10 protein-coding genes are annotated in these 14,139 nt (G+C 69.2%); 4 read left to right on the top strand and 6 right to left on the bottom strand.

Annotated elements, in window-relative coordinates:
- Positions 1 to 263: 263 nt before the first annotated feature.
- Together P7V53_RS18640 and P7V53_RS18645 are read right to left on the bottom strand one after the other, a co-directional pair.
- Entirely contained in the window at positions 264 to 1,973 is a 1,710-nt protein-coding gene (locus P7V53_RS18640) for a serine/threonine-protein kinase (protein ID WP_280151012.1), read from the bottom strand.
- Positions 1,974 to 2,099: 126 nt separating this feature from the next.
- Complete coding sequence (locus tag P7V53_RS18645) at positions 2,100 to 4,022, bottom strand: PAS domain-containing hybrid sensor histidine kinase/response regulator (RefSeq protein WP_280151013.1); 1,923 nt, start codon at positions 4,020 to 4,022, stop codon at positions 2,100 to 2,102.
- Positions 4,023 to 4,153: 131 nt separating this feature from the next.
- Here P7V53_RS18645 and argG point away from each other — a divergent pair, with 131 nt between their 5' ends.
- From argG to P7V53_RS18660, 3 genes are all read left to right on the top strand, one after another.
- Positions 4,154 to 5,479: an argininosuccinate synthase gene (argG, locus tag P7V53_RS18650; protein WP_280151014.1), complete on the top strand. Its 1,326-nt coding sequence runs from the start codon at positions 4,154 to 4,156 to the stop codon at positions 5,477 to 5,479.
- A gap of 8 nt (positions 5,480 to 5,487) precedes the next feature.
- On the top strand, positions 5,488 to 5,802 hold the full coding sequence (locus P7V53_RS18655) for a pyrimidine/purine nucleoside phosphorylase (RefSeq protein ID WP_280151015.1): 315 nt from the start codon (positions 5,488 to 5,490) through the stop codon (positions 5,800 to 5,802).
- Between the two features lie 146 nt (positions 5,803 to 5,948).
- Positions 5,949 to 6,149: a hypothetical protein gene (locus tag P7V53_RS18660; RefSeq protein ID WP_280151016.1), complete on the top strand. Its 201-nt coding sequence runs from the start codon at positions 5,949 to 5,951 to the stop codon at positions 6,147 to 6,149.
- A gap of 61 nt (positions 6,150 to 6,210) precedes the next feature.
- On the opposite strand, the gene P7V53_RS18665 is transcribed toward P7V53_RS18660, so the two are convergent.
- From P7V53_RS18665 to ettA, 4 genes are all read right to left on the bottom strand, one after another.
- Positions 6,211 to 6,978, bottom strand: coding sequence for a LytTR family DNA-binding domain-containing protein (locus tag P7V53_RS18665; RefSeq protein WP_280151017.1), 768 nt, complete (start codon positions 6,976 to 6,978; stop codon positions 6,211 to 6,213).
- Entirely contained in the window at positions 6,975 to 8,060 is a 1,086-nt protein-coding gene (locus P7V53_RS18670) for a histidine kinase (RefSeq protein WP_280151018.1), read from the bottom strand. The genes P7V53_RS18665 and P7V53_RS18670 overlap by 4 nt, the downstream gene beginning before the upstream one ends.
- Before the next feature lie 77 nt (positions 8,061 to 8,137).
- Positions 8,138 to 10,906, bottom strand: a complete 2,769-nt coding sequence (locus tag P7V53_RS18675) for a zinc-dependent metalloprotease (RefSeq protein WP_280151019.1) — start codon at positions 10,904 to 10,906, stop codon at positions 8,138 to 8,140.
- Positions 10,907 to 11,089: 183 nt separating this feature from the next.
- Positions 11,090 to 12,754 carry an energy-dependent translational throttle protein EttA gene (ettA, locus tag P7V53_RS18680; RefSeq protein ID WP_280151020.1) on the bottom strand — a complete coding sequence of 555 codons (1,665 nt, stop codon included), beginning with the start codon at positions 12,752 to 12,754 and terminating at the stop codon, positions 11,090 to 11,092.
- 122 nt (positions 12,755 to 12,876) lie between these two features.
- Between ettA and P7V53_RS18685 the strand changes: the two genes are divergently transcribed.
- Positions 12,877 to 14,028: an MFS transporter gene (locus tag P7V53_RS18685; protein WP_280151021.1), complete on the top strand. Its 1,152-nt coding sequence runs from the start codon at positions 12,877 to 12,879 to the stop codon at positions 14,026 to 14,028.
- Positions 14,029 to 14,139: the final 111 nt, after the last annotated feature.

Here is a 14,139-nt window from a genome sequence, read left to right on the forward strand (position 1 = left end):
GTGAGTTGGAAATACGTGGCGTTTCGATTCGACCAGATGGTGATGATCGGGCGGCTGCGCGAAGGGGCCAATACTGGACGTATTGGCCCCTTCGCGCAGGCGACCGAGGGCGCCATCTGGTCGAAGAACCGAAGGCGGGCCGAAACGGGGCGATCTCCGCGTTGCAGAGTCGGGTCCATACCCCCGGTATGGACCCGACTCCGCGCCTTGCGCTCATCCCCGTTTGGGCCCGTCGAAACGCCACGTATTTCCAACTCACGACACTAGCCTCCCTGCTCCGACCGCCTGCGCCGCTCCAGCATCTCCTGCACCTTGCGGCACTGCGGATGCCCCTGGAAGCGCGGCAGCCCGCATTGCTCTTCCATGCACAGGGCCAGCGCGATGAACACGCGCGAGCCGCAAGCCTGGCGCGGGGTCTGCGGCTCGCGCGCCGACGGCGGCGTGGCCACCGGCGCGGCGGCCACCGGCGAGCGAGCCGCCGGCTCGTTGCGCACCGGCATCGAAACGGCGGGACGCTCCACCGCCTGAGGGTCTTCTCGAGCCGCGATGTCCGTCGGCCGGGCGTGAGGCTTGATGACCGGCTTGGCGACGGGCGTGAAGCCGGACGGCGGCGGCACGAGGCGCACCGCGCCGGCCGCGGCCGGCCGGTCCAAGGACAGCGCAGCCTCGGTCGCCGGCGGCGCCACGACGGCGACCGAGGCGGCCGGCGCTGCCGCTTCGAGCGGTGCGCCCGCCTTGGCCGCGGCGGCCGGCGCCGGCTCCCGACTGCCCATCCACCATGCCGCAGCGGCAGCCACGGCGACCACCAGCGCAAAGCCGGCCATCAGCATGCCCAGACGCGAGCCCTCGGACGGCGCCTCGACGGTGGGCCGGCTCGGCATCACCGTCGGCACGTCGGTCCGGGACACCGGCGGGTGCGTGCGACGGGGCGTGGTGACGGGCGGCGGCGCCGTCATCGGCCGCGTGCGCTCCATGCCCCCCGCGTCGGCCACGGTGCGCTGGACCGGCTGTGTCTTCTCGAAGCCTACCGTGTCGTCATCGGCCGCCTGCGGTCGCTGCGGCACGGTGGCGCCGCCGCGGCTGCGCGGCGGCACGGCGGCGCGGCCGTCCAGCACCTGCCGCAGCGCCGCGATGTTCTGTGGCCGGTCGGCCGGCCGGATGGCGAGCGCCCATTCCACCGCCGCGATGAACGACGGCGACATGTCGGGGTGCTCCGCGGGCACCAGCAGCGGCACATCGTCCTGCACGGCGCGCGCGGTGGCCGGCGGGGGCGGTGCGCCGCGCAGCAGGTAGTAGACGACGGCACCCAGCGCATACAGGTCGGTCCACGGCCCCTGCCGGAGCTGCACGACTTCGGCGTACTGCTCGATCGGCGCATAGCTCGGCTTGAGGATGGCCGTGAAGGTCTGCGTGCGGTCGCCGATGGCCCGGCGCGCCGCGCCGAAGTCGAGCAGCACCGGCAGCTCGCCGGGCGGCAGCAGGATGTTGTCCGGCGCGATGTCGCGATGGAAGACGTCCTCGCGGTGAAGCTGGTCGAGCGCATCGAGCAGCGGGTTGACCACCGAGCGGATCCAGCTTTCGGACGGCGGCGCCGACATCGAGCGGCGCACCTCGCGCAGCGTGCGTCCCTGCAGGTACGGCATCACCATGTAGGCCGTGCCGTTCTCCTCCCAGAAGCGGTACACCTTGACCAGCGAGGGATGGTTGAAGCGCGCCAGCAGCCGCGCCTCGTTGACGAAGGAGCGAAGGCCCAGCGCGTAGGTCTCGGTGTGCGCGCCGGAGCGGATGGACACCATGAGTCCCTTGCCGCGGCCGGCGAGGGAGCTGGGCATGTACTCCTTCAGCGCGACCTGCCGCTCGAGCGCATGGTCCTGCGCGAGGTAGACGATGCCGAAGCCACCGACGCCCAGCACGCGCAGGACCTCGAGCTCTCCGAAGCGTGTTCCCGCCGGCAGCGCATCGTGCTCGTCCATCGGAGGGGGCGCAGTGTCGGGCGGAGTCGGGGCCATGGCTGGGGCGAGTCGGCAGCCCGCAAGCTTAACGCTGCGACTTCGGCCGACTGGGCGGCGGCAAGCCCGGCCGTGAAGGAATGCCGACCCTCAGCGAGCCTGGCGCGTGCGCCGGACCCAGCGCGCCAGAACCTGCGCGAGACGGTCGCAATCGATGGGCTTGGAGAGGAAGTCGTTCATGCCGTGGCGCAGCGCCGACTCGCGCTCCGACACCAGCACGTCGGCGGTCAGCGCGATCACGGGCAGCTCGCTGGCGCCGAAGCGCCGGCGGATCGCGATCGTGGCGTCGATGCCGCCCAGCACCGGCATCTGCAGGTCCATCAGCACCGCATCGAAGCCCTCCGGCTCGCGCTGCACCGCCTCCAGCGCATCGGCGCCGTTGGCCACCGTCGTGACCTGCACGCCCCACTGGCGCAACAGCGCCTCGGCAACCATCGTGTTCACCGGGTTGTCCTCGGCCAGCAGGATGCGCGATCCGCGCAGAGCCTCGCTGACGGTGGCTCGCTGCTGCTGCCGCTCGCGCACCGCCGGTGCGCTTTCGAGGGGCACTTCGGCCCAGAAGCAGCTGCCCTCGCCGGGGCGACTGTCCACGCCGACCGATCCGCCCATCAACTCGGCGAGCTGTCGGCAGATGCTCAGGCCGAGCCCGGTGCCGCCGAACCGCCGCGTCGTCGAGCTGTCGGCTTGCGAGAAGGGCTGGAAAAGACGCGGCAGCAAGTGATCGGTGATGCCCGGACCGGTGTCGCACACCTCGAAGCGCACCCCCGCTCCGCAGCCCGCGACGCTGATCTCGATCAGCCCGCGGTCGGTGAACTTCAGCGCATTGCTCAGGAAGTTGGTGAGGATCTGGCGCAGGCGCACCGGATCGCCGTCGACCCATTGCGGCACGCCGGGCGCGATGTCGAACCGGAACGCGAGGCCCTTGGCGCGCGCGAGCTCGGAGTAGGCATTGCGCACCGTCGTCAGCAGCGTGTGCATGTCGAAGGTCACACGCTCCAGCGTCAGCCGGCCGGCCTCGATCTTCGACAGGTCGAGGATGTCCGAGATGGTGCCCGCGAGCGCCTCGGCGCTGTCCTGGATGCGCTCGAGGTAGTCGCGCTGGCGGCCGCCTGCGACGCCCGGCGCGAGCGCCAGCCGCACGAGGCCGAGCAGGCCGTTGAGCGGCGTGCGGATCTCGTGGCTGGTGTTGGCGAGGAACTCGCTCTTCGCCTTGCTGGCCGCCTCGGCCTGCTCCTTCGCTGCCGCGAGCGTATGCTCGACGCACCGCCGCTCGGTGATGTCGTCGATGATCCAGATCGAGCCGCCGGTCACCGGCTGCTGCGGGTCGATCGCGCGCGCCCGCACGCTGGCCCAGAACACGGTGCCGTCGCGGCGCGCCATCTGGAACTCGCCCTCGAACACGTCGGCATTGGCCAGCAGCGGCCCGGCACGGCGGCCGATGTCGGCATAGGCTTCGTCGCTGGGCCACACCGCCCGCCCCGGCTGGCCCGCGATGGCACCGACCGGCCAGCCGAACATCTCCTCGAAGCGCGGGTTGGCGTGCTGGAACACGCGGTCGCGCGTGAAGGCGATGCCGACCACGGCGTTGTCGAGAATGGCCTGGTACTGCAGGCGGCGGCGGTCGCGCGCGCCGACGTCGCGGAACACCGCCACCATGTAGGCAACGCCGCCGTGCTCGAAGACCGTCGCCGAGACCTGCACCGCGATCGGCTGCCCCTGCTTGGAACGGAACACCGCCGGGAAGTCGTCGACCCGTCCCTCGGCCAGCAGCCGCTGGACGTAGCGCTCGCGCAACCTGGGATCGACCCACAGTCCCACGTCCACGGCGCGCCGCCCCGCCAGGTCGCCCGCGTCGTAGCCGGTCAGCTCGGCGAAGGCCGGGTTGACGCTGACCAGCGAGCCCGATTCGAGCTCGGTGACCGTCATCGGCTCGTTGCTGACATCGAACAGGCGGGCGAGCACTGCCTCCGCGCCCACGATGGCGGCGGTTGGGAGGGGGACTCGGGCATTCATTCGCGGGCGCGCACGGTGATCCGGCGATTACACCCTCGGGACGGCGGGCCGCGTCGGGCGAGGAAGGGCGGAAATGAGGGCTAGTTACGGAATGCGCCGAAAATAGCGGGTCGTCTCAGCCAGCACTCCCCATGACAACCATTCTTCAGCACCTGCCCGCCGGCCAGAAGGTCGGCATTGCCTTCTCCGGCGGCCTGGACACCAGCGCCGCGCTGCACTGGATGCGCAACAAGGGCGCGATTCCCTACGCCTACACCGCCAACCTGGGCCAGCCCGACGAGCCCGACTACGACGAGATCCCGCGCCGCGCCCTGCAGTACGGCGCCGAGAAGGCGCGGCTGGTCGACTGCCGCGCTCAGCTTGCCGCCGAAGGCATCGCAGCGCTGCAATGCGGCGCCTTCCACATCTCCACCGGCGGGCTGACCTACTTCAACACCACGCCGCTGGGACGCGCCGTCACCGGCACCATGCTCGTCACCGCGATGCGCGAGGACGACGTCAACATCTGGGGCGACGGCAGCACCTTCAAGGGCAACGACATCGAGCGCTTCTATCGCTACGGCCTGCTCGCCAACCCGGCGCTGAAGATCTACAAGCCGTGGCTCGATCAGCTCTTCATCGACGAGCTCGGCGGACGTGCCGAGATGTCGGCGTTCATGCAGAAGGCCGGCTTCGCCTACAAGATGTCGGCCGAGAAGGCCTACTCCACCGACTCGAACATGCTGGGCGCCACGCACGAGGCCAAGGACCTCGAGCAGCTCTCCAGCGGCATGACCATCGTGCAGCCGATCATGGGCGTGGCCTTCTGGCGCGACGACGTCGAGGTCAAGCGCGAGCAGGTGACCGTGCGCTTCGAGGAAGGCCGGCCGGTGGCGCTGAACGGCCGCGAGTTCCCGAACGCCGTGGAGCTGCTGCTCGAAGCCAATCGCATCGGCGGCCGCCACGGCCTGGGCATGAGCGACCAGATCGAGAACCGCATCATCGAGGCGAAGAGCCGCGGCATCTACGAGGCACCTGGCCTGGCGCTGCTGTTCATCGCCTACGAGCGCCTGATCACCGGCATCCACAACGAGGACACGATCGAGCAGTACCGCGACAGCGGACGGCGCCTGGGCCGGCTGCTGTACCAGGGCCGCTGGTTCGATCCGCAGGCCATCATGCTGCGCGAGGCGGCACAGCGCTGGGTGGCACGCGCGGTGTCGGGCGAGGTGACGCTCGAGCTGCGCCGCGGCAACGACTACTCCATCCTGAACACCGAGTCCCCCAACCTCACCTACAAGCCCGAGCGGCTGACGATGGAAAAGGGCGAATCCATGTTCTCGCCCCAGGACCGCATCGGCCAGCTCACGATGCGCAACCTCGACATCGCCGACACGCGCGAGAAGCTGTCCGTCTACGCCAAGACCGGGCTTCTTCCCAGGGGCGAGGGCTCGCTGCTGCTCAAGAACGACGAGTGAGGGCCGCCATGACCACCGACAAGCTGCACGCCGTCGTCACCACCCGGGCCAACGTCTACTTCGAGGGCAAGTGCGTCTCGCACGGCCTCGAGCTGCCGGACGGCACGAAGAAGAGCGTCGGGGTGATCCTCCCCTCGACCCTCAACTTCAACACCGGCGCGCCTGAAGTGATGGAGCTGGTGGAAGGCGAGTGCAAGGTCCGCCTGGCAGGCCAGCAGGACTGGAAGCACTACACCGCGGGCCAGTCGTTCGAGGTGCCTGGCCACTCGTCGTTCGAGATCGAGGTGTCCCGGCCCCTGCACTACATCTGCCACTTCGAGTAGCCACCCGGCCGGGTGCGGCTTCGTCGCCCCGGCCCGCATTTCGCCCCGGCCGATCTGCCGTTCGTCGCAGACCGGTTTGAAGCACCCCGCGGGACTCCTAGAGTTGATTCGACGCCACCCATCGGCGTCATCCTCAGGAGCCCCAAATGTTTGACCGAATCTTCTCTGCCGCACTCGCCTTCTGCGTCCTCGCAGGCGGCACGCTGGCCGTCGGCTCGGCCATGCTCGATGTGCGCCCCGGCGAGATGCGAGTCGTGCAGATGCCCCGCGTCCAGGTGAACGGCAAGCGCGCCGTCACCGTCAAGATCGTCGAGGCCGAGCAGGCCGCTGACACCCGGGTGCAGTGACAACCAGTGCGCAGCAGAGCTGCCCGTGTCGTTCCGCCAGCGGGCAGAGCGCGCAACCGGCTCACATCTGCCGGAACACATGCATGAAGCTGCGGCTCACCGGCAGCAGCTCCTTGCGCCCCTTCATCTGGATCTCCGCCGTCTCGTTCGGCCCGCGATTGACCTGAGCCACCTGGTGCAGGTTGACGATCACCGACCGGTGCACCTGCGCGAAGCGGTCGGGATCGAGCTCATCGGCCAGCTCGCGGATCGTCTTGCGGATCAGCGCCTCGCCTCCGTCCCACACCACCAGCGTGTACTTCTCGTCCGCGCGCAGGTAGGCCACCTGCTCCACCGGGATGAGCCGCACGCTGCTTCCCACCGAGGCCTTGATCCATTGCAGCCACGGCCGCCCCGCGGTGCGCTGGCGCAACTCGCTCGACAGCTGCTCGATGACCGCATCGAGCGTGCCGCCGTCGGGGCGTGACGGCCGTTGCAGCCGTTCGTGCAGCCGCCGCACCGTGTCGGCCAGGCGCGCCTCGTCGAAAGGCTTGACCAGGTAGTCCAGCGCGCCCTGCTCGAAGGCCTGCACCGCGTACTGCTCCCACGCGGTCACGAACACGATCTGCGCGCGCCGCGCGACCGAACGCGCCGCCTCGATGCCGTTCAGGCCGGGCATGTGCACGTCGAGGAACACGATGTCCGGCTGGTGCAGGTCGAACAACTCCACCGCCTCGCGGCCGTTGCGGGCCTCGGCCACCACCTCGAGCTCCGGCCACAGCCGGCCCAGGTGCGAGCGCAGGCGTTCTCGCAGCAGCGGCTCGTCATCCGCGATCAGCGCCGTGGTCATCGGGCCACGCCCTGCGGGTCGAAGCTGAGCTCGGCCCGCAGGCCCTGCGGCACCAGCTCTTGCAGCTCGAGCCGGCCGCTGTCACCGTAGAACGCCTTCATTCGCGCCCGCAGGTTGGTCAAGCCGGTGCCCGCGGCCACCTTCTCGTTCATGCCTCGGCCGGTGTCGGCAACCCAGATCTTCACCAGGCCGCTGGCGGCCTCGCGGGAGGCGCCGACCTCGATGCTGCCGCCCTGCTCGGTGGGGTCGATGCCGTGACGGATCGCGTTCTCGACCAGCGTCAGCAGCGCCATCGATGGAAAGCGCAGCGCGTGCAGCTCCATCGGCACCGCGATGTGGAAGTGAAGCCGGTCCGGCATGCGCATGTGCATCAGCTCCAGGTAGGCCCTCACCAGGCCCAGCTCGGTGGACAGCACGGGCTCCTCGTCGCTGAGCCGCGGCACGGCGGCGCGCAGGTAGGCGATCAGGTGCTTGAGCACCGGCCCCGCCTGCGGCGAGCCCGACTCCACCAGTTCCTGGACGTTGGCCAGCGTGTTGAACAGGAAATGCGGCTCGATCTGGGCGTGCAGCAGTCGCAGCCGCGCATCCAGCGCCTGCCGCTCCAGCGTGCTCTTCTCCAGCGCGAACTGCAGCCGGTCGTTGCGTGCCTGGGCATCGCGCTCGCGGTACATCGCGCCCAGCGCGAGCAGCGGGCCGATGACCAGGCTGCAGCCGGCAATCAGGATGAAGCCGGAGACACGGCCTTCATGCGCGAGCACCGCCGACACGTCGCCGCCGACGGCCGGCAGGTAGGCCACGAAGGTGGCGATCGGCGCCGCGATCGCCACCGCGACGACGCGCGCCAGCCACGACGGGATCCACGACGGCCGCCACAGTCCGGCGGCGATGAACACCAGCAGCAGCACCATCGCGATCACCAGCGTGCGCCCCAGCAGGACGACGAAGGGCGTGATGAACAGCGGATTGAGGGCCGCCGCGACGCTGATCGCCAGCACGATGGCGACGATGACGCGGCGCAGGGTCAGCGCCGACAGCATCGAGGGCGATGGCGCCACCGGGGTGGGTTCGGACAGGACTCCCATGGCGCGACGATAACGCCGCGCCCAGGCGATTCATCGGCTCACGCGATGAACCACGGGTTTCGGGGGGCAGGCGGCCCCTAGGCGCCCGCCCTTTGCAGCTTCGCGCCCAGGGCCTGCGACAGCGTGTCCGCGCTGTCCTGCAGATGCGCCCGCGCCTCCGCGCTCAGCCCGGTTCGCTTCGAGGCGGCGCTGATGCGCACGAGCATGGCCTGCGCCTGGGTGCGGACCAGGCTGCGCGCGTCGGTTCGGCTCATCGCCGAGGGACGCAACAGCAGGTTGGCGATGCGGTTCACATGCTCGCGCTGCAGCTCGCGCCGCAGCGCCGGGATGTCGGCTCGCCCGCCCAGCTCGCTCCACACCGACTTGTCGAGGCGGTTGTAGAGCTCGGACAGCCGAAGCGCCTCCTTCGGCGCCTTGGACTCGCTGTCGAGCAGGCGCGACGCGACGGTGTCGCTCATCAGCTGGCCGATGACGCCGCGCTGCAGCTCGATCAGCTGCGAGGCGAGCGAGAAGTCGGTGCCGGCCGTCTCCTCGCCGCGAAACACTGCGTCGGTGCGCTCCTGGTAGTCGAGCGTCAGCTTGCGCTGCAGCGCCGGCGAGAGCGTGAAGCTGTCGGCCGAGAGGAAGCTGGACGCCAGGATGTCGAGGGCGGCGCGCTGCTCGCCCGCCGGCACCGGCATCAGCGGATCGCGTCCGCTGCCGGCATGGTCGCGCAGGGTGCGCACGCCGCCGATCTGCCGCGTGAGGATGCCGGCAGCGCGGCCCATGTCGCGCAGCGCGAACGACACCGAGCGGCGCAGCACCGAGTAGTCCTGATCGGGGCCCAGCTGGCGCGTTTCCTGTCGCGTCAGCAGGTCGCGTGCGATGCCGACGCGCTTCTTGGCAAAGGCGACGGCGTCGGTGCCGAGGTCGAACTGCAGCGTCTCGGGGTCGACGCCGAGGAAGTTGTCCTCGTCGGTGCCGTAGGCGAGCGCGGGTTCGGCGCTGCGCGCCGCGAGCTTCTTCAGCTCGGCCTCTTCCTTGTCGGCCGGCAGCGGCTTGTAGGCGTACTCGATCGCCCAGTAGTCGTAGGGGCCCAGCGTGGTGTTGAACGGCGCCGGGAGTTTGTCCTTCGGGGTGCCGGCGGCGGCCAGGTTGATCGCGGCGTACTCCATCACCGACCCCGACACGCCGTGCTTGGCGGTGAACGCCGGGTCGGACAGCTGCTGGTCGGTGTAGATGCGCGACGAGCGGAAGTTGTGGCGCAGGCCGAGCGTGTGGCCCACCTCGTGCATCGTCACGTCCTTGAGGTAGTCGTAGACGAACTTCTCCGCCTCGGGACTGGCCGGATCGAGGTCGCCGCGTGCCTCGAGCACGTCGAGCGCATAGGCGAGCTGCTCGGCCGCATGGTCGGCGAACTCGCAGAAGGCGATGGCCTTGCCGCGTGCGCCGATCGCCAGCTGCTGGTGATCGTGCGCGGCCTCGGCGGCCAGCGGCGCGGCCAGCACCTGGGCGCGCAGCGCGCGCTGGTTGCGCGACGACAGGCTCTCGACACCGATGTCGGCGTCGAGGATCTCGCCGGTGCGCGGATCGACGTGGCTGGGACCGATGGCGCCGAAGGTCGGGCTGGAGTTGGTCATCCAGCGAATCGACGCGCGCCCGAAGTCCAGCGTGTCCCACTCGGCATCGGCCGGCTGCACCTCGACGCGCACGGCGTTGCGGAAACCGATGCGCTCGAACGCCTTGTTCCACTCCAGCACCCCGGCGGTGATGGGCGCGCGGTACTTCTCGGGAATCGTCTTGTCGAGCCAGAAGGTGATGGGCTTGACCGGCTCCGACATCTCGGCAGCGGGGTCGTTCTTCTCGAGGCGCCAACGGTTCACGAAGCGCTGGCGCGGCGTGCGCGCCAGGTCGTCGCTGAAGTCCATGACTGCGCTGGTGAAGTAGCCGACGCGCGCATCCGCCTTGCGCGGCTTCATCGGCTGCTCGGGCAGCCTGGCCAGCGAGTAGTGCAGCCCGATGAACATGCTGCGCGGGTCGGGCAGCGACTTCGGAGCGCTGGGCGCGAAGCCCATCGAGCCCGGCGTCGACTGCTGGATGGAGCCGGTGGAGTAGTGGTTCTGCACCTCCACCACCACCAGGTCGGGCGTGGCGCGCACCTGGGTGATGGCGGAATTGCGGGTGTCGAGCGAGTAGCCCTGGCGGTAGGTGCGCTGCAACTGGGTGCCGGTGCCCAGCATGTCGTTGACGAACAGCGCGTTCGCCTCGATCAGCACCGACTTGCGCTCCGGGTGCGGCAGGCTGAGCACGCTGGTGCTGGCCAGCAGGCTGGGCGAGAAGGCCGCCTGCACGGCTCGGCCGTTGGGGGTGTCGGCGCGGGCCACGAACTCGGTATTGCGGGCGAGCAGCTGAAGCTGGTTGTGCACGCGGTGGAACTCCACCACCACCTCCTCGCTCATCAGGCCGCCGTACAGACGGGCCTCGCCGATGCCGGTCTTGAACTTCGGCGACAGGAAGAAGGGATGGTCGAGGTCGGAGGGCTTCAGCTCGATCCAGACCTTGTCGTCCTTCTGCCAGAGGGTGAACAGCCCGTCGATGCGCCGGGCGTCCTTCACGATCTCGGTGAAGGGACGCAGGCTGCTGGAGGGCGCCGATGGTGCGGAGGAGCCCGTTTTCGGTGCGGCCGTGCTGGCCGCCGATGCCGCGGTGGCGACCAGCACGGGCGCAGGCGAGGCGTCGGGTTCTCGCTGGGGCTCGGCCTGCTGCGCCGTCACGGGGCGCATGGCGGCGCAGCCGGACACCAGTGCGAACAGGACGGGCGTCGCGAGCAGCGCGAACCGGGGACGAGGGCGAAACGAATACTTCATGGACCGACCCAGGTGAGAACGGCGGCTCGGAAGCATCGTTCGTGCCGCCCTCATAGGCGCTTTTTCTGCACCTTTCAGTGACCAGATTTTGCAGTCTGTGACTGCGCTCGTCACTGGGGAAAGGCCTGGGCCGGACTCAATCGGTCGGGATTGAAGTTATTTCACTGGCGCATCGAGCTCGGGCTACTTCAGCGCCTTGAAGCGCACTCGCTTCGGCCGCGCGCCCTCTTCTCCGAGCCGCTTCCTCTTGTCCGCCTCGTACTCCTGGTAGTTGCCGTCGAAGAAGAACCACTTCGAGTCGCCTTCGGCGGCCAGGATGTGGGTGGCGATGCGGTCGAGGAACCAGCGGTCGTGGCTGATCACCATCACCGAGCCGGCGAACTCGAGCAGCGCATCTTCGAGCGCACGCAAGGTCTCGACATCGAGGTCGTTCGACGGTTCGTCGAGGAAGAGCACGTTGCCGCCGGCGGCCAGCGTCTTGGCCAGGTGCAGGCGGCCGCGCTCTCCGCCCGACAGATTGCCGACCAGCTTCTGCTGGTCGTTGCCCTTGAAGTTGAAGCGTCCCAGGTAGGCGCGCGAGGGCATCACGAACTTGCCGACCGTGATGTTGTCGAGGCCGCCCGACACGTCCTGCCACACGGTCTTGTCGCTTTCCAGGCTTTCGCGGCTCTGGTCGACGAACGCCATCTTGACCGTCGGTCCGACCTTGATGTTGCCGCTGTCGGGCTTCTCCTTGCCGGAGATCATGCGAAACAGCGTGGACTTGCCCGCGCCGTTGGGGCCGATGATGCCCACGATGGCGCCCGCCGGAACCTTGAAGCTGAGGTCGTCGATCAGCACCCGATCGCCGTAGCTCTTGGTCACGTTCTCGAACTCGATCACCTCGTGGCCCAGTCGCTCGGACACCGGGATGAAGATCTCGTTGGTCTCGTTGCGCTTCTGGTATTCGATGTCCGACAGCTCTTCGAAGCGGGCCAGGCGCGCCTTGCTCTTGGTCTGCCGTCCCTTGGCATTCGAGCGCACCCATTTCAGCTCTTCCTTCATGGCCTTCATGTGGGCGTCTTCGGCCTTCTGCTCCTGCTCGAGGCGCGCCTCCTTCTGCTCGAGCCAGTCGCTGTAGTTGCCCTTCCAGGGAATGCCCTGGCCGCGGTCGAGCTCGAGGATCCACTCGGCGGCGTTGTCGAGGAAGTAGCGGTCGTGGGTGATGGCGACGACCGTGCCGGGGTAGCGCTGCAGGAACTGCTCCAGCCAGTCGACCGATTCGGCGTCGAGGTGGTTGGTGGGCTCGTCGAGCAGCAGCATGTCGGGCTTGGACAGCAGCAGGCGGCACAGCGCAACGCGGCGCTTCTCGCCCCCGGACAGCACGGCGATCTGCGCGTCCCACGGCGGCAGCCGCAGCGCGTCGGCGGCCAGCTCGAGCTGGAGGTCGGTGTTCTCGGAGCCGGCGGCGGCGATGATGGCCTCCAGCTCGGCCTGCTCGGCGGCCAGCTTGTCGAAGTCGGCATCCGGCTCGGCGTATTCGGCATACACCTCATCCAGGCGCGCCTTGGCGGCCAGCACGCCGCCGATGCCCTGCTCCACCGCATGGCGCACGGTCTGGTCGGGGTCGAGCTGGGGCTCCTGCGGCAGGTAGCCGATCTTCAGCCCGGGCATCGGGACAGCCTCGCCTTCGATGTCGTGGTCGAGCCCGGCCATGATCTTCAGCAGCGTGCTCTTGCCGGATCCGTTGAGGCCCAGCACGCCGATCTTGGCGCCGGGAAAGAACGACAGCGAGATGTTCTTGAGGATCTGGCGCTTGGGCGGAACGATCTTGCCCACGCGGTTCATCGTGAATACGTACTGAGCCATGCTTGGTCCTGTGGCGTGTTTGTCGTCGGTTCGAAGGGAAGGCCGGGCCGCAGAACGCGGTGGCGACGCCGCTATTGTCGCCGCACTGCAAGGGCGGGGGCTTTCTGCTACGTTGCCCCCCTATGCCGCGCCTGCTCTACGTCTTCACGCTGTGCAACCTGGTGATCGGCACCGGCGCCTTCGTTCTCAGCGGAATCCTGGCGCCGATCAGCATGTCGCTCGGCGTGAGCATCGCCACCAGCGGGCAGGCGATGACGGCCTACGCGCTGTCGACCGCCGTGCTCGCGCCGCTGGCGCTGGTGCTCACCGGCAGCTGGCCGCGCAAGCGGGCGCTGTGCTTCGGTATGGCGGTGTTCGCGCTCGGCAACGCCCTGTGCGCGCTGGCCCCCAGCTTCACCATGCTGCTCCTGGGACGCGTGCTGATGGGCGTCGGCGCGATGTTCACGCCGGTCGCCGCGGGCATCGCCGTCGCGCTGGTCGATCCGGCGCGCCGCGGCCGCGCGCTTTCGCTGGTCTTCCTCGGCATCAGCCTGAGCTATGTGGTGGGACTGCCGCTGGGCGCCTGGCTCGGGTTCCGCTTCGGCTGGCAATGGCCGATCGCGCTGGTCGCGATGCTGGCATTGCTGAGCTTCGGCGCGCTGCTGGTGCTGCTGCCCAAGGACATCGCCGCGCCCGGCGCAAGCTTCAAGGGACTGGGCGAGCTGCTTACCCGGGCGGCGGTGCTGTGGACGCTGAGCCTCACGCTGCTGTACTTCATCGCCATCTTCCTGGTCTTCTCCTACATCGGCCCGGTGCTGCAGTCGCTGCAGCCGATGTCGGGCGAGCGCATGTCTGCCACGCTCGCCATGTTCGGCGTGTCGGGCGTCATCGGCACGCTGGTCGGCGGCTGGGCCAACGACCACTTCGGCGCGCGGCGCTCGCTGGTCGTCCAGCTGTCGGTGCTGGGCACCATGATGGCCGTGCTGCCGCTGACGCGCGGCCACTACGAGTGGATGGTGCTCACGCTGCTCGTCTGGGGGATCGCCGGCTTCGGGATGATGGCGCCTCAGCAGTCGCGCCTGGCCGTTCTGGCGCCGGCGCAGGCGCCGGTGCTGCTGTCGCTCAACACTTCGATGCTGTACTTCGGCACGGCGCTCGGCGCCGCGATCGGCGGTGCGGCGTCGGCGCACCTTCCCTTCGACCAGATGGCCTGGGTGGGTGTGCCGTTCGCGCTGGCCGGGCTGCTCACCTTGTGGATCAGCGCAGGAAATCGAGGGCTTCTCAAGCCGGCCTGACCCGCCGCGCCCGGTACAATCCGTTCCACCAGCGCAGACTCCAGTCACTACGCTGCCGTCAGTCCTGACACCGAGCCCCGCGCTCACCCACCTTCTGCCTGCGACTGGCGC

The organism is Piscinibacter sp. XHJ-5 (genome assembly GCF_029855045.1).
GTDB lineage: Bacteria > Pseudomonadota > Gammaproteobacteria > Burkholderiales > Burkholderiaceae_C > Albitalea.